Origin of the sequence: Streptomyces calvus, from assembly GCF_006782915.1 — a bacterium.
Lineage (GTDB): Bacteria > Actinomycetota > Actinomycetes > Streptomycetales > Streptomycetaceae > Streptomyces > Streptomyces calvus.
In genome coordinates, this window is sequence record NZ_VCNP01000064.1 from 57,832 (window position 1) to 77,898 (window position 20,067).

The 20,067-nt window shown below is 70.9% G+C and carries 20 protein-coding genes; 6 read left to right on the forward strand and 14 right to left on the reverse strand.

Annotation, left to right across the window (positions count from 1 at the left end; all coding sequences use genetic code 11):
* Positions 1 to 71: 71 nt before the first annotated feature.
* Genes FGW31_RS34575 through FGW31_RS36145 form a run of 6 tightly spaced genes read left to right on the forward strand, consistent with a single transcriptional unit; the run spans position 72 to position 7,762 of the window.
* Complete coding sequence (locus FGW31_RS34575; RefSeq protein ID WP_142197558.1) at positions 72 to 1,496, forward strand: site-specific integrase; 1,425 nt, start codon at positions 72 to 74, stop codon at positions 1,494 to 1,496.
* Entirely contained in the window at positions 1,496 to 3,196 is a 1,701-nt protein-coding gene (locus FGW31_RS34580; RefSeq protein ID WP_142197559.1) for a hypothetical protein, read from the forward strand. Before FGW31_RS34575 ends, FGW31_RS34580 begins: the two co-directional genes overlap by 1 nt.
* A complete protein-coding gene (locus FGW31_RS34585; protein WP_142197560.1) occupies positions 3,193 to 5,373 on the forward strand; it encodes a hypothetical protein in 2,181 nt (726 codons plus the stop codon). Before FGW31_RS34580 ends, FGW31_RS34585 begins: the two co-directional genes overlap by 4 nt.
* 1 nt (position 5,374) lies before the next feature.
* Complete coding sequence (locus tag FGW31_RS34590; RefSeq protein WP_142197561.1) at positions 5,375 to 5,854, forward strand: hypothetical protein; 480 nt, start codon at positions 5,375 to 5,377, stop codon at positions 5,852 to 5,854.
* On the forward strand, positions 5,784 to 6,350 hold the full coding sequence (locus FGW31_RS36025; RefSeq protein WP_259396632.1) for an effector-associated constant component EACC1: 567 nt from the start codon (positions 5,784 to 5,786) through the stop codon (positions 6,348 to 6,350). The genes FGW31_RS34590 and FGW31_RS36025 overlap by 71 nt, the downstream gene beginning before the upstream one ends.
* Positions 6,347 to 7,762, forward strand: coding sequence for a sensor histidine kinase (locus FGW31_RS36145; RefSeq protein ID WP_142197562.1), 1,416 nt, complete (start codon positions 6,347 to 6,349; stop codon positions 7,760 to 7,762). The genes FGW31_RS36025 and FGW31_RS36145 overlap by 4 nt, the downstream gene beginning before the upstream one ends.
* Positions 7,763 to 8,157: 395 nt before the next feature.
* Here FGW31_RS36145 and FGW31_RS34605 read toward each other — a convergent pair whose 3' ends face one another.
* The 14 genes from FGW31_RS34605 to FGW31_RS34670 form a co-directional block, all read right to left on the reverse strand.
* Complete coding sequence (locus FGW31_RS34605; protein ID WP_142197564.1) at positions 8,158 to 8,451, reverse strand: hypothetical protein; 294 nt, start codon at positions 8,449 to 8,451, stop codon at positions 8,158 to 8,160.
* The gene (locus FGW31_RS34610) at positions 8,448 to 8,873 is read right to left on the reverse strand and encodes an NUDIX domain-containing protein (RefSeq protein WP_142197565.1); all 426 of its coding nucleotides are present in this window, start codon (positions 8,871 to 8,873) and stop codon (positions 8,448 to 8,450) included. Before FGW31_RS34610 ends, FGW31_RS34605 begins: the two co-directional genes overlap by 4 nt.
* Before the next feature lie 19 nt (positions 8,874 to 8,892).
* Positions 8,893 to 9,315, reverse strand: a complete 423-nt coding sequence (locus tag FGW31_RS34615; RefSeq protein WP_142197566.1) for an RRQRL motif-containing zinc-binding protein — start codon at positions 9,313 to 9,315, stop codon at positions 8,893 to 8,895.
* Positions 9,316 to 9,578: 263 nt separating this feature from the next.
* Positions 9,579 to 10,391, reverse strand: coding sequence for a hypothetical protein (locus FGW31_RS34620; RefSeq protein ID WP_142197567.1), 813 nt, complete (start codon positions 10,389 to 10,391; stop codon positions 9,579 to 9,581).
* A 116-nt stretch (positions 10,392 to 10,507) separates the two neighbouring features.
* Entirely contained in the window at positions 10,508 to 10,981 is a 474-nt protein-coding gene (locus FGW31_RS34625) for a hypothetical protein (RefSeq protein WP_142197599.1), read from the reverse strand.
* A 108-nt stretch (positions 10,982 to 11,089) separates the two neighbouring features.
* Entirely contained in the window at positions 11,090 to 11,281 is a 192-nt protein-coding gene (locus FGW31_RS34630; protein WP_142197568.1) for a hypothetical protein, read from the reverse strand.
* 63 nt (positions 11,282 to 11,344) lie between these two features.
* Positions 11,345 to 12,784 carry a DNA/RNA helicase domain-containing protein gene (locus tag FGW31_RS34635; protein ID WP_233452633.1) on the reverse strand — a complete coding sequence of 480 codons (1,440 nt, stop codon included), beginning with the start codon at positions 12,782 to 12,784 and terminating at the stop codon, positions 11,345 to 11,347.
* Entirely contained in the window at positions 12,781 to 13,650 is an 870-nt protein-coding gene (locus FGW31_RS34640; RefSeq protein ID WP_142197569.1) for a hypothetical protein, read from the reverse strand. The genes FGW31_RS34635 and FGW31_RS34640 overlap by 4 nt, the downstream gene beginning before the upstream one ends.
* An 84-nt stretch (positions 13,651 to 13,734) precedes the next feature.
* A complete protein-coding gene (locus FGW31_RS34645) occupies positions 13,735 to 14,271 on the reverse strand; it encodes a hypothetical protein (protein WP_142197570.1) in 537 nt (178 codons plus the stop codon).
* Positions 14,272 to 14,273: 2 nt separating this feature from the next.
* The gene (locus FGW31_RS34650; RefSeq protein ID WP_142197571.1) at positions 14,274 to 16,193 is read right to left on the reverse strand and encodes a hypothetical protein; all 1,920 of its coding nucleotides are present in this window, start codon (positions 16,191 to 16,193) and stop codon (positions 14,274 to 14,276) included.
* Positions 16,194 to 16,322: 129 nt separating this feature from the next.
* On the reverse strand, positions 16,323 to 16,526 hold the full coding sequence (locus FGW31_RS34655; protein ID WP_142197572.1) for a hypothetical protein: 204 nt from the start codon (positions 16,524 to 16,526) through the stop codon (positions 16,323 to 16,325).
* Positions 16,526 to 17,002 (reverse strand): hypothetical protein, encoded by a 477-nt coding sequence (locus FGW31_RS34660; protein WP_142197573.1) that lies wholly within the window; start codon positions 17,000 to 17,002, stop codon positions 16,526 to 16,528. Before FGW31_RS34660 ends, FGW31_RS34655 begins: the two co-directional genes overlap by 1 nt.
* 209 nt (positions 17,003 to 17,211) lie before the next feature.
* Entirely contained in the window at positions 17,212 to 19,479 is a 2,268-nt protein-coding gene (locus FGW31_RS36030; RefSeq protein WP_142197574.1) for a DUF2637 domain-containing protein, read from the reverse strand.
* Positions 19,480 to 19,617: 138 nt separating this feature from the next.
* Positions 19,618 to 19,992 carry a hypothetical protein gene (locus FGW31_RS34670; protein ID WP_142197575.1) on the reverse strand — a complete coding sequence of 125 codons (375 nt, stop codon included), beginning with the start codon at positions 19,990 to 19,992 and terminating at the stop codon, positions 19,618 to 19,620.
* Between the last annotated feature and the right edge of the window lie 75 nt (positions 19,993 to 20,067).

Consider the following 20,067-nt stretch of genomic DNA (forward strand, 5'->3'; position numbering starts at 1 on the left):
TCAGCTCCCGTTATTCGGTCGTGGGGTTAGCAGTTGATGAGGGTCGTGTCGCGGGCCTACCGTCCCGACCCGTGTTGGTGCACTACTTCTCTGCCGAGGGCTGGCAGTCCTGGGGGCTCAGTGGCGAGCCGTTGATCCCCGAGCGGATGCCGGTGCTGTACGACGACGACTTCCTGTTCGAGGACGAGGGCGGCCCGCGGGCGACGCGAGCGGTGAACGCCTGGCTTCGTACGCTGCCGTCGAGCGGGGCGCCGTCGCCGAACTCATGGCGGGCGTACGCGCTGGCTGCCCGGGACTGGCTGATGCATCTGCGGCGGCACCGTGTCCCGGTGTTCGGTACGCGGCAGGAGCTGGTGGCCGCGCTCGGCACGTACGCGGACCGTCGTCTGTCGGGACCGTTGGACGAGCGGCTGGAGTCCTCGTCGTGGGAGCTGCAGGTCACCGCGCTGAGCCGGTTCTACGACTGGGCCGAGAACGAGGGGCTGGCAGCGGCGGTGCCGTTCACGGTGGCCACCGGCAAGCGGATGGAGCAGGGCCGGCTGGTGGAGACCCGGCGGAACCGGGCCCTGATGCGGCGGCCGAAGCCGCATGTGAAGGTGCAGTACCTGGAGTCGGACTTCGCCGGCCTGTTCCGCTACGGTCTGGCCGGGCTGGGCCCGGACGGGCTGGAGGACGCGACGTTCCGCGGCCGGTTCCCGGGCCGGAACGCGGCGATAGGCGCTCTGGTGCTGGGCACCGGGATGCGGAGCCGGGAGTTCACCCACCTGCTGGTCCATGAGGTGCCGCCGCTGCCCGCCGAGCCGACCGAGGTGCCGATCCCGTGGGCGGTCCCTGAGCTGGGGGCCAAGGGACGGAAGTTCCGCACGACGTGGATCGACTACGCCTCGCTGGCGGCGGTGCACTCCTACATCGCCCTGGACCGGGAGATGTCGCAAGGGCCGTGGCGGCCGAGGAGGCCGCTGGTCGTGGAGGAAGCGGACTTCTACGGCGGCAGGGTCAACGGCCGGTGCACACGCTGGTCGGCACTTCGGCCGGAGGAACGGCTGCGGCTGGTCGGCCCGGAAGGCGGTTCGCTGCTGCTGGCGCTGAGCTACGAAGGGCGGCCCTTCGTGGACTGGGGGACACTGTTTCGTCGCACGGCCCGCCGGATCCGTGAGCGCTTCGAGCCGCGGTTCCCCGATGTCGCGCCGCACCGGTGCCGGCACACCTTCGCCATGGCCACCCTGGAGAGGCTGGTGGAGGGCCACTACCGGCAGGCCGCTCAGCTCGCCGCGGCGACCGGAGATTCGTCCGGGCTCGCGTTCTACCTGTTGAAAGCCGATCCGCTGCTGATCCTGCGGGATCTGCTGGGGCACTCCAGCGTGGTTACCACGGAGGTCTACCTCAAGCGCCTGGATGTCCACCGGATCTACCGCGCGGCCTGGGAAAGGACCCGCGGAGTCATCCGTGCGGCCGCGCTCGCCGAGGCCGACGCCGAGTTCGCGGAGGCGTTCTGATGCCGGCCGAAGTCCTGCGCGATCCGCTGGCGCTGAAGCTGTCCCTGCCCGGCGAGACGACGGCTGTCATCGAGATCGGTGACCTGCCCAACCTGCAGCTGGCGGCCGACCTGACCGAGGGCCTTGCCGCCTCGGTCCATCCGCACGGACCGCTCGGCAAGCGGACCACGGTGAACGCCTTCGCCTACACGCTGCGCCGGATGGTCCGCGAACTGGCCGAGGACGGCTTCGAGGGATCTGCGGCCGAGCTGACCAGAGCCGCGCTCGGGGCGTTCTGGCTACGGTCGCACTACCTGGTCGAATACCGCACCCGCACGCTCCTGCGCGCCTTCGATACCCGGCATCAGGTGCTGGCCGAACCGGTGCGGCAGATGGTGTTCGGCACCAACTACACCCGCCCAGTCGTGGGGGAGCCGCTGCCGCCCTACGCCCCGGCCGAGTGGAACCGCCTGATCGACCTCTGCAAGAGAGAGGTACGGCGCCTCGCGGAAGAACACCGGGCCATGGTCACGCTCGCCGAGAGCGGACAGGATCCAGCAATCGGCGGCTGGAGCGAGGCGAACGGTGCCTGGCTCATGCTGCGGACTGGGCCGGTGACGCGGACGGAGGTCGCCGCTCATCTCGGCATCACACCGAACGTATTCACCAAGAGGCATCGGGGCATCGAGCGGATCCGGGCAGCGCTGTTCCCGTCCCACAAGGAGGCGGTTCCCTACGTCCTGCTGCTGGCGGCCTGGACCGGCGTCGTCCCGGACGGGTTGACCGGCTTGGAGATTCCCGGGATCCGCTGGATTGGCAAGCAGGCGACGCTGCTGTCCTACACCAAGGGCCGCACGGGGCAGGAGAGCCTGGTGCTGTCGCCGCGGGCGTCGCGGCTGCTGGAGCAGTGGCTGCAGCACAGCGCCCTGCTGCGCGGCCATGTCCCGGACGAACTGGCTGAGCACGTGTGGCTGGTGACACGGCAGGGCAGGCCAGCCCGCGCGGCTTTCGAGGAGTACATGATGCGCGGGTGGGTCAGATCCCACGACCTGCGAGGGGATGACGGCGGACTGTTGCGCATCGACCGCCGGCGGCTGCGGACGACCTTCATCGCGCAGCGCGGTCAGCGGCAGTGGTCCCTGCGGGCGACGATCGATCCCAACCACTCGCCGCAGGTCGAGGGCGATCACTACCTGTCAGCTGCGACCCCTGCGCAGAAGGCGGTGGTCGAGGAGATCGCCAGGGACGCGCAGGGCGACCTCCTGCGGCGCGCGAGTGCGCCGCTGGTCGTCGACGAGGCGGCCAGCGCCGCGGGCCTGCCGGAGGAAGTACACCGACTCGGTCTCGCCGAGGGGGCCTTGGCCGAGTTGCTGTCGGGCCAGCGGGACGTGTTCAGCGGGGCCTGCGTCGACCATTTCGCCGGACTGCACGGACCGAAGGGCAAGCCGTGTCCGGCCCGGCCCTGGGTCTGCCTGCTCTGCCCGCTGGCGCTGTTCGCCCCGCGTCACCTGCCGAATCTGCTGCGGCTGAAGGCGTTCTTCGCGCGGCAGTTCCGCCAGATGCCGCGCGACCAGTTCGCTGCTGTCTTCGCCCCCTACGCCCGCCGCCTGTCGGCGGACATCCTGCCGCGTTTCGAGAAGGCCGCTATCGCGGCGGCACAGCTCGATGTCGGTGACGGGGACGCCGAGTTGCCGTTGCGAGCCGAGGAGACGACGTCGTGAGCCTGCTTTCTGTCTCCGCCGAGCCTGCGGGCCGGTCGGTGTTCGCCGGAGCCGACATCGCCGCTACCGCCCGCCTCGCGTGGCGGGAGGGCTACCCGCGGCCGCGCTTCGAGGACGCTGTGTGGTCTCTCGTCGGCTGGGCCGATGCACCAGTCCAGATGAGGGTGACGGAGAAGAACTGGCCGTTCGACCGCATCGCCTACCCGCCCTGGCGCGTGGTCGCCAAGGAACTCGCCCTGGCCTGGATCGCGACTCAGGACGAGCGCGTCCTCGCCTTGCCACACGCCCGCCGGATTCCGCGGCACCCTCGCACTGTCTATGCCCGGATCTATCACCTCACCTTCTGGCTGAACTGGTTGCACGAGCGCCGGATCACCACGCTTGCCGCGGTCACCCAGGACCACTGCGAGGCGTTCCTGCACGAGTACGGCGTCGTCCGGGACAAGGAGACCGGCACAGCCCTGCGGGACAAGACCGGCTCCTCGCTGCGGACGGTGGTGTCGACCATGCAGGACATCACCGACTACGGCGAGCTGCTGTCCGCCGACCGGCATCGGCCCGGGTTCCGGCCCTGGGGCAAGCGATCGCCCCGCGTCGTCACTGGGGCACCGTCCCGGCCCCAGGTGGTGATCAAGACCGCGCCCTTGGGCGACCACGTCCTGCGTCCGCTGCTGACGGCGTGCTTGCACCTGGTCGACGTGCTCGGGCCGCACGTCGTGGACTTGCGGACCGCGTTGCATGCCGAGCGTGACGCCCGGCAGAGAGTCGAGTGGTCCCGGAATCTGCGGGACGCCGACCGGCTCGCCTCGCTCGTCGACGCGTATCTGCGAACCGGCCAGCCGCTGCCACGGCTTGAAGACGCGCAGGTGACCAAGCGCCGCCGGTGCGGGTGGAACCCCCGGGACCCGTTGCTGGACGTCAACTTCCAGCATCTGCTGCGGCCGACCGGACACCGTGATATCGGCAAGGCCCTCCTGGTCCAGGCCCGGCCGCTGCTGGAAGAGGCGGTTGCCGAGGTCGGCACCGAGTACGTGTGGTGTCGCAACGCCGCCGAGGCCCCACGCGCGGACACGGGCGAGATGATCCCGTGGTCGTTGCCCCTGTCGCACAGGTCCGCCGATGCCCTGATCCGGGTCGCCGGTCACGCCTGCAAGGTCGCCACCTCCGCGCTAACCGGGATGCGGTCCAGCGAACTGATGGAGCTGACGGTCGGCTGCCGCCGCACGGACGATGTCTATGGCACGGGCCTGGCCCGGCACCGATTGGTCAGCAAGGTCATCAAAGCCCGCCGATGGGGCGGCGAGGTCGACGAGTGGGTCGTCGTCGAGGAAGTGACCCGCGTGATCGCCCTGGCCGAACAGCTCACCGATGCCCGCCCCGGACAGCCGTTGTTCGGGCAGTTCCCCGGCTTCGAGTCCAACGGGGCCATAACCTGGCTGCGGCAGTGGGTGGCCTCTCCGGCCGGACTCCGCGTTGGCCTGGAGCCGATTCCCGACGAGCCGGTGCATCCACGGCGCCTGCGGCGGACGCTGTCTGTCGAGATGGCCGCCCGCCCCGGCGGCTTGCTGGCCACCAAGGTCCACTTCAAGCACCTGCAGGTGGCCACTAGCGAGGGATACGCCGGCCGACCGGGTGGCGCCCAGGCCGTCTTCCACCACGAATGGAAGAAGGAGGAGGCGAAGGAAAAACTCAAGCGGACCGTCGAGGCATACCGCCAGTTCGAGCAGGGGCAGCTGCCCGCCGGCCCGGGAGCCGACGCTCTGCTGGCCGCTTTCCGCGCTGTCGAGACCGAACTGGCCGACCACGAGCCGGGGCCGGCGAAGGTGGTCACCGACCGGCAGATCGAGCTGCTGCTGAAGAAGAAGGCGTCGGTGCTGCACATGTCCGCGGCGAACTACTGCTGGTTCGAGGACCCGGCGAAGGCGCTGTGTCTCAAGCTCACTGGCGCCAAGGCTGCGGTGGCTCCGCTGACCGGGCTGTGTGACAGCTCCCGCTGTCCCCAGGCCACCCATCACCTCGTTCACCGTCCCGTCTGGCAGACCACGGCCGACAACGGCGCCGTCCTGCTGGCCAGTCCCCGCATCCCGGCCGGAGAGAAGGAGCGTCTCCGGGCCGATCACGAGCGGTCCATGCGCGTCCTCGAAGAAATCGACAAGGCAGCCGGAAAGGCCGGATGACATGGCACTCAGCCAGGAACAGCGCGACCAGATCGAGAGGCGCATCCGCGCGGCCATCGACCGGCTGCTGTCCGGGCAGATTCCACCTGGCGGCGCCTGCGACGCCAAGACGCTCGCTCGCGAGGCCGGGATCTCCCGCGCGTCTCTCTATCGAACCTGGAGCCACCTCAAGGACGAGTTCGAACAGCGGCGGGCGGCCGCCAGGGCGGCGGGTCAGCAGCCCGATCCGAAGGAAGCCCGGATCGCCCGACTGCGTGAGCTCAACCAGCGGCTCACCGGCAAACTCGCCTGTACCAACACCGAGTTCACTGTCCTCAAGGAGCGTCACCGGCTCCTGCTGTCGGTCCTGGAGGCCAAGGACGACGAACTCGAACGGCTCCGGCGCGAGCTGAGTACGTTCGCTGGTACGCATGCCTTCCCGGCTCGCAACCACGGGTTGGGGGACGACGCCACGAGCGTCGTCCCCCTCGCCCGCCACTGATGTGACACCAGCGCGCCAGGCGACTCCGCCCGGGACGGAATCCCTTCTCAATCTGCATGGCCTCGGCCTTAAATTGGAATCTGCGTTATCAGGGCCTCGTTCGAGAAAGGAGGACTCAGTGCGGTTAAGGCTTTCCGTAGGGGCAGTTACGACAACGGAGGCAGAGCTTCGCTCGCTCCACGCGTGGCTGCTCGCCGATTCCCAGGCACGACGATGCGCTGATGTGCGGTGGGATGCGGCAGCTCAGGCGCCCGTCGGCGGGATGGGGCCATTGCTCGATGTCGTCTCGCTCGTCATCGGGTCCGGTTTCAGTGCCGCTTCACTGGCTGTGTCGATCGTTCAGTGGCGCAGTACGCGCGGAGCGGGCGCCCCGTCGGTGACCGTGGAGCAGCCCGACGGTAGGCGTGTGACGATCAACGACATGCCAGCGGACGAGGCCGAGCGGCTGCTGCGCAGCCTCTTTGGTGCACGGCCGGAGGAGCGCGGCCGATCGTGACAGGGTTGCCCGACCCTGATCGGTCCAGAGTCGTGCTGGTGGGCTCCAGCCGCTTCGCTCAGTTGGCCGACTTACCGGCTGTCTCTGCCAACGTGGCGGCGCTGCGGGACAAGTTCACTTCCGAGGAAGTGTGGGGTCTGGACACCGCCCACTGCAGCATCGTGACCGACCCGCGTGAGCCTCGCTTGGTATCGCAGGCAGTCAAGCGGGCCGCCCAGGAGGCAACTGACACGCTGATCTTCTACTACGCCGGCCACGGGTTGATCGACCCGGGCACTGGTGAGCTGTACTTGGCCCTGTACGACAGCCACGCGCAAGAGGTCTACGACTCGGCGGTGCCCTACCAGTGGATCAGACGCCCCTTCGAGACGAGCCGAGCAGTGCGACGCATTGTGGTTCTGGACTGCTGCTACAGCGGCCGCGTCCTTGGTGCGATGTCCGAAGGGCTTGGCCTGGCCGAGATCGACGGGACGTATCTGCTCGCCGCGGCCGCGGAGAACGCGCTCGCCCTCGCCCCGCCCGGCGAGCTCTACACAGCCTTTACCGGAGAGCTTGTAAGTCTGCTGCACCAAGGCGTGCCCGGGGCCAGCGAATCGCTCACCCTCAACGAGATCTACGAAGGAATGCGCTCGTCTTTGCGCGCGGCCGAACGACCGGAGCCGCAGTGCCGGGACCGCAACTCTCTGGGCACAGTGCCATTCATACCCAATCCCGCCTACCAGCCACGAACAGATACTGCTCTGGACTCCCCCGAATCGGTCATGAGGCGGTTCGTGGCCGACATGTCTCACGAACTGCGCACTCCGCTAACCGCACTCACCGCCGTGACAGAGGTGTTGGAGGAGGAAACCGGCCGGCTCGATCCAATGATCGAGCCGGCAGTACGGCTGATCATCACCGAGACCCGACGGTTGAACGACTTGGTCGAGACCCTGATGGAAGTGACGAGGTTTGACGCGGGTACTGCACGGCTCGTCACCGAAGTGGTGGATGTCGTCGAGCAGGTGGCCGCCTGCCTTGATGCCCGCGAATGGGCGGCAGCTGTCACGCTGGACGCGCCGCACTCCCTCCGCGTACGCCTCGACCCAAGGCGTCTGGACGTCATCCTGGCCAACCTGATCGGCAACGCACTCAAGCACGGTGGCTCACCCGTAACGGTAGGTGTCCTGCCACGGCGAACGGAGTTCCTCATCGAGGTGAGGGACAGCGGCAGTGGTGTCCCCAAGGAGGCCCTGCCTTACGTCTTCGATCGCTTCTTCAAGGCGGACAGTCGCCGTCCCCGGTCCGAGGGCAGCGGACTGGGGCTGTCGATCGCCCAAGAAAATGCGCACTTGATGGGCGGTGACATACAGGCCGCCAATCAAGCCGAATCGGGAGCGATCTTCACGCTACGCCTGCCGCACCGCGCATAGGAGACACGGTGGCTCGCTTCCGCGTCACGGGTGGGGTTCATCAAGCACCAACGATCAGCCAACTGCCACCGGCAAGGGTGAACTTCGGTGCGGTACGTCGACTCGCGACGACCGCGACACCACTGCCCGGGCCCGCAGTTCGCCCTGAACATCAACTTCGTGCTGGGAACCGAGACACCGGGGAAGGTGGACACGACCTTCGCCGCGTTAACCCAGTAGTCACCGAGGGCGCTCCCGGCACGGGTCAGTCCGAGCAGGGCGGCGAAGACGGCGGGGCGATGCGTCATGCTGGATTTCTCCTGATCTCGAAGGGTGAAGGAGCGGGCGGCCGGCCCTTTGCCGATGCGCGGCCGCCCGAGGACCGACCCCGGCCGCACCGGCCGGGGTCGGGTCGTTCAGAACGAGGGCTCGTCCGGCCAGGCCGGGACGGGCAGGAGCCGGATGCGCCAGGTGGGCCGGTTCGCCCAGCAGCCGCACGCCCCCATCTCCGGGTTCGCGCCGTCGACCCACCAGCCGCCGTCGCCCCGGCAGTCGGGGCAGGAGCGGCGGGGCTGAGGCGTCAGCTCGATGCGGTGCCGGTCGACGTAGAACTTGAGGTGGCCGGCCCTGAGCGCGGCGGCGGCCGTCGCCGCAGTGAGCGGAACGGCGGTGGCCAGCAGCAGGGCGACGCGCAGGCGGCGGGTGGTCACGTCAGGGCTGCGGCGGCGGCGAGGATGTCGGCGTGGTCGAACGCGAGGTCGGGGAGCGCGTCCAGGGGCCACCAGCGGGCGGCGGTGGCGTCGTCTCCTGCCGTCGGCGGAACGGGCGCGGGCAGGGTGGCCGTGTAGGCGACGCTGACGTACCGGCCGCGCGGGTCGCGGCCGGGGGCGTCGAAGGCGCCCACCTGCCGCAGGTCCGCGACCGGAACAGCGATACCGGCCTCTTCCTCGAGCTCGCGCGCGGCGGCGACAACGCTCGTTTCTCCGGCGTCCACATGACCGCCGGGCAGCGCCCAGCAGCCCTCGTACGGGTCCCAACCGCGCTCGATCAGCAGCACGTGGCCGGCGGCGAGCAGGACGACGTCGGCGGTGTAGCGAATCGCCTCGTCGGTGGTGTCGGTGGTGTCGGTCATGGATTGGTGTCCTCTCGGATCAGGCGGCCAGCAGGTGCTTGGCCGGGGGAGCGATGTAGGAGGTGGGGTCAGCAGGCGTGCCGTCGTAGCACTCCAGGCAGGACCCCAAGGTCTTCAAGGGGATGCAGTGGTAGTAGCGCCGGCCGCAGGTGCCGCAGGTCTGGCGCTTGGCCATCGCCTTGTCGAGCGCGGCCTCCTTCGCGAGCGTCATCGGCCGCTTGGGCTTCGCCAGGTCGATCCGGTACAGCCACGCGAAGCGCTTGCCGCCACGGCATTCGATCCGGGCGACGGGCTCCTGGCCGCCGGGGCGCATGCCCATGTCCCGTAACTGGCGGCGGGTCGCGAGCCCGGGGCCGGCCTGGCGCCACCGGAAGACCGGCAGCGTGCCGTCGCCGGGGTCGTGCGGGTCGATGTCGACCAGGTCCTCGTCCTGGCCGTCCATCACCTGCTCCAGGCGCCGGGCAGCCGGTCGGGGCGCTGCGGGTAGCGGGGGCCGGGGCGCTGCGGCCGGGGGCGCCCGATACGGCGGCGCGGGCGGGGGATGAGCACGGGTGTCCTCCAACAGGGTTGATGGCGGGCAGTGCTACGCCCGCCGGCGGGGGACCGTCGACGGGGCGGAAGGGGTGAGGCGTGCGGCCGGGCGGCCTGTCCGGTCCTCGCCAACCCCGAATGCGGGGCGGGCGAGGGCCAGGCGGAGCGACCGGATCAGCGCTTCTGCAGCGGATGCACGTTGTTGGGGGTGTCGCCTGCCGACGGGGCGGCGGGGGAGGGGAGGTGGATGTGCGGCTCGTTCTGGTGACCGGCGTTGTGGATGTGGGTGAAGAACGCCGGGCGCAGGGTCAGTCCGCGCAGCGCGAGGGTGGAGGCGGCGGTCCAGGCGAGGACGGCGAGCCCGGTGGCGATCGTGCGGCCTTCGTCGGGAGCGGCGTCCCAGACCATGGCGATGCTGGCCGCGCCCCATGCGGTCCAGGTGAGGCGGGCGCCGCTGCTGCGGAAGAAGCCGCCGACCAGGCCGAAGATGCCGACCAGTTGCCAGAGGGTGTAGACGGTGGAGGCGCTGATCGGCAGCGCGGCGGAGTGGGCTGCGATGTATGTGCGGATCGGCTGGTCGACCACGGCGAAGACGCCGGTGGAGGTGTCGGCGCCGACCTGAACGCGGGGCACGGCGGTCAGCAAACGGCGCAGCGCGTCGGCCAGGACGTCGGTCGCGCCGTCCAGCAGGATGAGGACGGCGCACACCCCGGCGAGCCCGAGCGCCGCCTTCACCCAGTTCGCCATGGCGTGCCAGCCGAGTTCCGGCGCGCGGCGCAGGTCCTCCCAGCGGTCGTGCAGCACGCCGCCGTCGTTCCAGGCGTCGTCCCACCACTCGCGCAGGGCGGTCAGCCGTGTCTGCTGCTCGTCGGGTTCGCCGAGCTGCGGCGTGAACTGGGCGGGGAGGAGGTTGCGGAGCTGGGTACCGTCGGCCGGCGACTGCTGGCGCTGGCCGGGGATCTGGGAGCGGTCGTTGTGGTCGGTCACGGTCGGCTTCTCCTTCGAGGGGCGACGGACGGCGCACGCTGCTGCGGGCGGCCTGCCCCGTACTCGACTCCGTCCCGGTGCGAGCGGTGTTCGAGTACGACGCAGGGCGCCCGAGGTCAGCGGTGGATGTCGTTGCGGGTGCGGGCGAAGAACATGCCGCGCGTGCTGCTGTTGTTGTGGATCTCGGTGTGCTGGGTGACCGGGCCCTCGTACACGGTCTTCGTGACGGCGGACCGCGCCTTGCTGATCGCGCCGCCGATCGCGGTGGCGACCATCGCGATGCCCGCGAACGGCAGGGTCGCCATGAGCACCCCGGCGAGCGTGACGGAGGCCAGGCCCTGGAGCACGAGCCAGGCGCCGCAGCCGATGCCGGTGACCCCGGCGCCGACGCCGATGGAGGCGACAGCGATCCCGGCCGCCCAGGCGGGCACGATCCGGCGGTCGTCCTGCTTCACGGGCGGGGTGTCGCCGTAGCGGGGCAGCGGGGAGTCGTCGCGGAACGACGTCTCGAACTGGCGGACCGGCTGCTGGGTGCGGAACTCGGTCTCGATGATCCGCCTGGCTTCGGCGGCGGCCTCGGAGTCGGACATCGGGCGGCCGGCGGTGGGGTGGAAGTCCACGGTGTTCTCCGTTCGGGACGAGGGCGCCCTCCCTGCCGGGCGGCGGGGAGGGCGCGAGGGTGGGGGAGCGGGGTGGGCTTATCCGAGCTGGCTGATCCATCCGGCGACGCTGCTGATCGCGCCGCTGATGGCGGGGGCGATGCCGGTGGAGGCGAGGGTGAAGCCGAACAGCACGGCGGCGAGCGCGGGCCAGATCCGCAGGTAGCCGGTACGCAGCAGGACCAGCACGGCGATTCCGGCGAGGACGACCAGGGAGACGGTCAGGGCCACGGCGAGAAGACTCCTTCAGGGATCGCAGGTAGGCCCCGGACGCTTGCTGTCCGGGGCCGGTGCTCATTGGGGGAGGCTGATCAGCCCGGATGCGTCCTTGGGGGCGAGCTGCCCCTCACGGCGCAGGTTGCTGATCGTGGTGCGGATGGACCCGGGCTTGACGTCCTTGCCGCCGTCGTTGCCGAGCGCATCGAACAGGTCGGCCTCGGACAGGGGGCCGTCCTCGAGGGCTGCGAGGATGCGCTGGGCATTGGTCTTCGGCATCGCCGGCATCGCCTCCAGCTCGGGCTCGTCACCCTCGGCGTACTCCAGGCCCGCGTCATCCGGATCGGCGCCGCCCGAGCCTGCCTTGCCCTCCTTCGGCGGCGGGAAGATGAGCCGGAGCGGCTCGCCGGGCGGGGGCTCGCTGCCGTACAGGGCGCGGATCGCGGGGTCGTGTCCCTTGTGGGGCTTGAGCGAGCCGACCAGGAAGAAGCGCGCCATCGAGGACGGCCGGTGCGAGGTCAGGTGGTAGCACATGCCCTGGCTGTTGACCTTCGTGCCGCCGGCGTCCTTGCGGTCGTCCCAGCGCCGGATGCGCCGGACGCGGCCGATCTCCTTGAGGATCGGCTGGAGGTTCTCCCCGGAGGGCAGCAGGCCGTCGGAGACCAGGGCCTGCATCATCTGCGACGACCAGCGAAGCAGGATGACCTCGCCCTCCTTGAGCATGGCCCTCAGCGTGTCGCTGCCGCCGAGCTCGTCGAGGTGTCCGGCCTGGGCGGCCAGGACGATGCCGATGCCGACGCTGCGCCCGGTCCGGCCGATCTCCTTGATGAGTTTGGCGGCCTCGGCCCGAAACGGGCTGCCCTTCTCCAGCAGGCGGTTCGCCTCGTCGATGACGACGTACTCGAGCGGGTCGGGGTCGTTGATGAGGAAGCCGGACCGGCCCAGCTTGGCGTACTTCTTGAACCGGGCTTCCGCCTTCGCGACGGCGGCCCGCAGCAGGCCCATCGCTTCCTTCAGCTCCGTCACGTGGGTGGCGACGTTGCCCTGGGCCTCGGGGACGGACTGGCCGCCCTTGAGGTCGGCGAGGTGCACGACGATGCCGGCCCGCTTGCAGGCGATCAGGAACGCCTGCAAGGCCCTGGATTTTCCGGCGCCGGTCGTGCCGAAGATGATGATGCGCTGGGCGTTGCCGGTCTCGGGGTCGTGCACCCGCATCCGCAGCGGCTCGCCGTCGTAGTACGAGCCGATCCGGATGCAGCCGTTCTCATCCATCGTCAGGTCTTCGAGCGTGATCGCCCGCATGGTGGCGAGCGGGTTCACGGGGAAGACCCGGACGACGGCCTCGCGGCCGCGGCCCTGCTCGAAGATGACGCGGCTGGGGTCGTCGACCTCCAGGAGGTCGCACAGCGCGTCGTGGTCGACACCCTTCACCCCGCCGGGGCGGGTGCGCAGGATGTACTCGCGCATCACCTTCTTCTCTTCGACGTGTTTCTTCGCGAGAGTCGCCGGCGACGTCACGGGTTCAGCTCCTTCGACAGGTCGTACTCGTTGACCTCCACCAGCTGCACGCCGGGCAGCGCGGTGCGGCTGATCTCGGCCCACACGTCCTCGTCGGCGATGGACGCCTCGGGCTTCGGCCCGATCAGCAGCATCGCGACGCCCGCGCCGTAGCCGGGGATGTCCTGGACCTCCAGCAGCGAGACCGGCAGGTTCATCAGCGCGGACAGGCGGCGCAGTTTGATCTCCGGCACGGGCTCGCCCGGTGTCTTCGAGCCGAGCGCCACGGCGACGCGACGGCCGTCCTCGATCCGCTCGATGCCGATGATCGTCGTGTCGGGGGCGACGCCGCCGTCCTTCGCCGCGTGGATCGCCCACCAGCGGGCGGCGGGGTCGTCGGGCAGGTCCTCGGCGACCGCGACCTCGGCCGAGGGCTCCTCGCCGCCGTCGGTCTCCTCGGCGACCTCGGGCTCGGGGTCGATGTTCCACTTCGCGACGCGTTTGCCGAGGGCCGCCGGGCGCAGCCACCACACGCCGGCCGTCCACAGCAGCACGGCGCCGCCCTCGATCAGCCGTGCCTGGGTGCTCGTCGCGACGAGTTCGGCGATCAGGATCGAGGACAGGAACCCGTGCGGCGTCAGGTACAGGAACGTCGCGATCGGCCGCTTCTGCGGGTGCGAGGTGACCAGGCGCGGGGACAGGAACGCGCCCCCGACGCCGAGGGCGACCGTCGTGACGAGCGCCGGAACGGTCGGCTGGTCGATGAACAGCCCGGCGCCGGCCGCGCCCGCGCCCGCGATGGTGGCGATCCGGCCGACACCCAGGGCGAGGGCGGAGCCCGCGCGCTGGGCGGTGTCGATGGCGGATCCGAAGTACGCGCGCAGCATCGGCGGCGCTCCTTTCCAGGGGATAGGTGAAGGCGCCGACCCGGTGAGCGGGTCGGCGCCTTCGGCAGGGGAGGGAGGGTTGGGTCAGCGGTTGCTGTACCACTCGCGTTCGGCGACGTCGTACGGGCCGGACTGCATCGCCTCGTTGACGGTGCCGTAGTCGGCTTCGTGGTCGCGGGCCGCGTTGTCGAACTCGGTCGACATCTCGGCCGCCTCGGCGGACAGCGCGTCGGCCAGGGCCAGGGACTCCCGCATGACGCCCGCGGCGTCGTGGTGCGAGGAGGTGACCGTGTCGTCGACGGCGAGGCTCGCGGCGACGTCGGCCAGGTGGTCGACCTGCTTCGCGCAGCCTTCGACGTACGAGTAGGCGCCCTTCACGGCCTGCGACAGCATCCGCATCGCGACCGCGGCGACCGCCAGGCGCGCGATGACGAGCGTGAACGTCAGCGCGTCGGCGATGACGTCGACGATCCGCCCGCTGCTGACCGGGGCGAGCTCACCGCCGTCGGCCGGCGCGTCGTTGTGCTCGCCCGCCGGGGCCGGAAGGTCCGGGCCGCCGGACGCGGCGACCTCCGCGCCCGTCTGCACGCTCGTGGGCTCGATGGCTTCCGATTCGCTCATGCTCACACCCCGCTTCGGTCGTGGTACTCGCGCGCGGCCGGAGCGACGTGGCCCGCGTCCTTCACCGCGTCGGCGCGGCGCTTGTCGGCCTCGATCGCGGTGTCCCGCGCGGTGAGGATCGCCTCGGACGCGCGCGGCAGGGACTCGGCGAGCGCTTCGGCCTTGTCCTGCACGCTCCCGGCACGTTCCATCAAGCGGATGCACCACTTGACCAGGACGCCGGGGACCTTCTTCTCCACGCAGGTGGCGTAGAGGTTCTCCAGGCCGTTCTTGAGCCCGTCGCACTTGGAGGCGACGAGCCGCATGTGGTCGACCCCGGCGAGGATCTGCTCGCCCATCTCCTCGTCGGAGTCGATCAGGTCGTACACGGTCAGGTCGGCGTCGACGAACTGGGTGTCGCCGATCTCACCGACCGCTGCTGCGGTTCCCATCACGATGGGGCTCTCTTTCGGTTCGGTGCGCGTCGGCGTGACCTCACCACCCTTACCGGCGGGCAGGCCCTTCTGCCCGGTCCCGATCTCTGCCGGGCGCCGCACGGAGGGCCTGCTCCGCGCCGGCTCGCGCTCGATCGTCACGGAGTAGGAGACGTCCCAGCCGGGCGGGGGCTTGAGCCACTCGCCGTCGCCGCCGGGCATACTCCCGACGCTCTCAGACGGGCCGCTGCGGCCCGTACGACTGGTGCGACGCTGCTTCCCCCCAGGAGCGCCGTCTCCGGGCTTCCTGCGGGCGCTGCGGCGCTTCCACGGGCGCTTCCTCCAGCGCGCCTTCCGCCTCTTCGCCGTACCGCTCGTGGACGTCTTCGGCGTGGTCGACGTGCCGTCGCCGTCGCCCTTGTCGTCGGCCTTGGGCTTCTTCTTGAGGTCGACCTTCTCGGCGTCGTCCTTGCCCGCCTTCGCCTTGTCGTCCTTCTTGGAGCCCTTGTCCGAGCCGCCGGCCTTCGCGCGTTCGAGCTTCGCCTTCCGCCGCTCGGCCTTCCGCTGGCGGCGGGCGTCCGCGTCCTTCTCGGCCTGCTTGCGTGCTGCGGCCCGGTCGGCGAGATCGGCCTTGCGCTCATCGGCCGCCGCCTGCCGCTGAGCCTTCGCCTCATCGGCCTTGCGCTTCTGGCGGTTCAGCGCCATCTGCCCAAGCGTGCCCGGCTTCTTCGACGAGCTGCCGCCCGATCCCCGGGAGCCGGACCTGTCGGACGACCCGGTCGACCCCTTCGAACCCTTGCTTCCAGGGCTCGTAGAACCCGAGCCGGACGAGCCGGAGTTGTTGGACCCGCGCCGGCCGCCGACCGAACCGTTGGCGGAACCCGATCCCTTCGGACCCTTCGCTCCCGTGCCGCGCCCGCCAGCCCCGGCTGAGGCGTTGCCAGTCGAGCCCTTGGCTGCGCCCTTCTGCCCGAAGGTTCCGCGGCCACCGCCGCCCGAGCCCGACCCGGACCCGCCGCCGGCACCCCGGCCGCCGCCCTTCGCCGCGCCACGCCCGAACTCCGGACCCGGCTGCACACGGTTCTTCGCGCCCTTCTCCGCGTTGGCGACCTTCTGCTTGTCGGCCGCCTCGCGCGCCTTGTCGGCGACGGCGTCGTGGTGCTCACGGCGCGCCTTGAGGTAGGCCGCCATGGACCACGTGCCGCGCATCGCCGCGACAGCGATCGCCGCCATCGTGACCATCGCCATCGAGGCCGTCGCACGGGCCGGCGTCCCGGTTCCGCTTACGGCGTTGGCGATCATCTCCCCGGCCACGTTGTCGGGGTCGTGGTCGCTGCCGTCTTCCTCGCCGTCGGGCACGTGGAAGGGCAGCGAGAAGTCGGGCGGCGGAGCCGTGCTCGGCGGCTCCGGCAGGCCCGGGACATCGTCGTCGTCCGGAGTCGATCCGGGCGGCGACAGGTTGAAAGTCGGGAGCGTCAGGACATCCGCGCCCCGGTCGTCGTCGGCCATCGGCCTATCTCCTGTTGACTACTTGACGTAACCAGATTCCTCGCGTAAGCGCGCGCGTCACGCGCGCGTGTGGCGACAGCCGGTCCGCCGGATTCTCTGGATTCGGCGTTGATTGTTGAACGCGTAGAGTCACCGCTCCTCGAGGGCCTTCTCGAGGTACTGGCCGAGCTGCTTGGCCAGCGGCTCCCACATCGGGTCGTCCTCGGAAAGCCGGGCACGCGCCATGTCGATCAGGACGATGACGCGCGCCCGGTGCCCCTCGGCAGCGTTGATCCGAGGGGCCCACAGCTCCGCCTGGAGCCGCTTCGAGCGAGCGGGGTCCTTCCCCGGCATCAGCCCGTCTTCTTCAGGTGCGAGAAGAACGGCGACGGGTCGACGGCGGATTCCGCTTCCCGGGCCGGCGGGGCCTCGATCTGCGGCTGCGCCTTGCCCGCCTTCAGCTCCGCGACCCGCTCCTTGTGGGCCTGCTTCTCGGCCCGCTGCTCCGGCAGTTCCTCGTAGTTGGCCTTGTACCGGGCGGCGTACTGGGTCAGGTGCTCGATGAAGCTCTCCAGGTCGGCGACGGCCTCGGTGAAGGGCTTCATCGTCTTGCGCGCCCGCAGGTAGCGGGACCACGGCAGGTCGCCGTACAGGGCCGGACGCTCGGCGATGTCCGCGTCCAGCTCTCCGGCCAGCGCCTTCATCTCCGCGAGCAGCGGTGCGAGGTACTGCCTGCGCTGCTCGATGAACACACGCCGCTTCTCGGGGCCTTCGGCGAGCAGGTCGGGCGTCCACACGCCCTTGCGTGACGGCTTGTCGTCGGTCGTCATCAGCGTTTTCTCCTCGGTGCGATCCGCTGGTGCGCGGGCTGGTGGTTAGGTGCGGGCCTGGCCCGCCGCATCCGTGCTCGGGGCGCGGGTGCGGGTGAAGTGGCCTGCCGGCCGTGGCCGTCACCGGCCCCGCGCTCACGCTCGGGAGCGTGGGCGTGCGGGGCCGGGGGCGACCATGAGCGGCAGGTGCTGTGCCGGGGCGGGGACGCTCAGGCGCTCGCCGGGGCGCTCACCTTCGCGCCCACGAGAGCGTCCTGGGCGCTCTCCTCGACCTGCTGACGAAGGCGCTGGGCGGTCGGGCGGGAGACGGGTTCGTCGGACAGGCCCGCTTCGGTGAGCGCGTCGCGGATCTCCGTCCACTGAGGGCGACGCCCGAGCTCGGTGTAGAGGAGACGGATGCGGTCGTGGCGGCGCTCGGTGAGCGCGTCCGTCTCGCTGCGCGTGCGATGGCCATCCGCTCGGTGAGCGTCGTCGTCGCCATCGGGGCGCTCACTGGCGCGAGCGCCCCGGGTGAGCGCCGGACGCTCACGCTCACCGTCGGCGTCCCCGGAGGTGAGCGCGCTCATCTCCGGGTGAGCGTCGTGAGCGTCGCCGCTCTCTTCGACGCGCTCGATGGTGTGAGCGTCGTCGGGGGTGAGCGTGTCGGCGAGCGCGGCGGGCGCGGAGCCGAGCTTGAGCGTCATCCGCTGCTCCAGCGGAGCCTTCCACCGCCACAGCAGGCCGTGCTCCTCGCGCAGCCGCGCTCGCAGCCAGGTCTCCTGCTGGAGGCGGGTGAGCGCCTCGTCGTAGGAGGTGATCTCCCACAGGATCATCCGGCGGCGAAGCCGGGCGGTGGGGATCGGAGCGAGGATCCAGCGCGAGCGCCGCACCGTCTCCATCCGCTTCTTGCCGGTGACCGCGCCAATCCGCGTCGCGTACACGTGGGAGGCGATCTCCGAGAAGACGACCCACAGCAGGGTGAGGGCCGCGTGCCCCAGACGCCCCGAGGTGCTGTCCGAGGCGTTCCAGTTGAGGTAGACGGTCACCGCCGTCAGCGCCCGGGGCACCCAGCGGATCCAGCGCAGCTCCATGCCCATGCGGATCAGGACCAGGTTGGCGCCGGTGAACGCGGGGATGGCGACGTCGATGCCGACCGGCAGCAGCCACGGCCACTCCCAGCCCCACCCGGCCGCCTTGGTCTCCAGCGCGGTGTAGGAGGAGAGCAGCCCGAGGGTAGAGACGACGGCAGCCGCGAGGACGATCGCGACGACCAGCACCAGTTCCTGCCCGGACAGCGGCGGCACACCACCTTCAGGTCGAGCATCGGCCCGTGCCTTGCGGCGCGCGGCGCGCGACTCGGTCCGGATCTGCCGGTGACGGGCCCGCTGCACGGTGCGCTGCGTCGCCTCGGTGAGGATGCGCTCGCCCTCAGCGCGGGCCTGCGCGGCGGCGGCCTGGTCGGCGGCGGCCTTGACCGCCGCTTCCCGGGCTGTCTCCGCTTCCTTCTCCGCCTGCTCGCGCAGCCGGACAGCATCCCATTCGGCGGCGGCCCGCAACTCCTCGGCGGAGGCGCGGGCTTCGGCCAGGGCACGTTCGGCGTCCTGCCGAAGGCCGATAGCAGCCTTCTCAGCGCCCGCCCGCACCTGCGCGGCCTGGTCATCCGCGCTCTCACGCATCCGGTCGGCCTCGCTGCGGGCCCGCTCCAGGACCTGCTCGGAGTCCTTCGTGGCGCGGGTGCGGATCTCCGCTGCGGTGCGCTCCGCCTCGGCGAGCAGCTCGGTGCGCTTCGCCTCCGCGTCGCCGAGGACCTTCGCGGCTGCCCGCTCGCCGTCGGCGCGGACCCGGTCGGCTTCGGTGGTCGCCGTAGTGATGACCTCCTCCGCCTGGCGGCGAGCGGCGGCCAGGACCTGGTCGGCCTCGCGGCGGGCGTCGGCGAGCAGTTGCTCGGCCTTCGCCTCCGCGTCCGCGCGGACCTGCTCCGCGTCGGCGGCCGCGGTCTTCGCAGCCTCCGTACGCACCCGGTCGGCGTCTTCCTCCGCGGCGGCCAGCACCTGGTCGGCCTTGCCGTTCGCCGCCGTCATGAGGGCGTCTGCCTCACCGCGCGCGTCGGCAATCAGCCGCTCGGCCTTCGCCTCCGCGTCCGTACGCGCCTGGTCGGCGGCCTCTTCTGCGTCGGCCAGGACGCGGGCCCGCTCGACGCTGGCGTCCTCGACGATGGTGGCGGCCTCGGCGCGGGCAGCGTCCAGGAGGCCGGCGGCGTGGGTGGCGGCCTGGTCCCGGAGGTCAGCGGCACGGTCGTGCGCGTCGGCCAGGACCGGGTCGGCCTCGGGGAGGATCACCGGTACGGCGGGGGACTCGGGCTCCTGCGCCGGGGATTCGGTCGCGAGGGCTTCCGCCTGGGCGGGCACGACGGCCGGCGGTGACGCCTTGGCCCGCCCGGTCCGGGCCTTACCCGCGGGCTGGCGCCTGCTGCGGCGCGAAGTGGTCTTGGGGGCCACGGGGGTGTCCTCTCTAATCTCGGGCGCCTCCGTGGAAGGGGCACCGTGGATCTGCGGCGGTCGGTAGGGTCGTGACCAGGCCTCCGGGGCCTCGGCAACTCGAATGCCGAGGACCCGGAGGCCGTCTTGCGTACGGGGTCAGGACTGCGGCGGCAGCTCCGGACGGCGGTTGGCCGTCGTGTGCTGCTGGGTGAGCCAGGCCATCGCGGCCGACGTCATGGTGTCGGCGGCGCCCTCGCTGTTCAGCGATGCGGTGTCGATGTCGCGCATCGCGTCGATCGGCGGCAGCAGCCGCATGTAGTCGCCCTGGACGTCGCGGATCAGGCCGCCGGTCACCGGGGCGAGCAGGTAGCGGAGCTTGCCGCTGGTGTACCGCTCGACGTGGGCGACGCGGCAGACGAACGTGTTGCCCGCCTCGCCGCGCCAGAACATGCCCGGGTCGCGGTACAGCACGTAGTCGTCGACCGCGAAGTTGGTCGACGTCGTGGCGGCCTGGGTGGAGAAGGAGGTCATCGGGTGCTCCTCGTCGTTCGTACGGACCGGGCTGTCCGGCTCCCCGTCACCGCCCGACCCGGCCGCCGGCGTTCG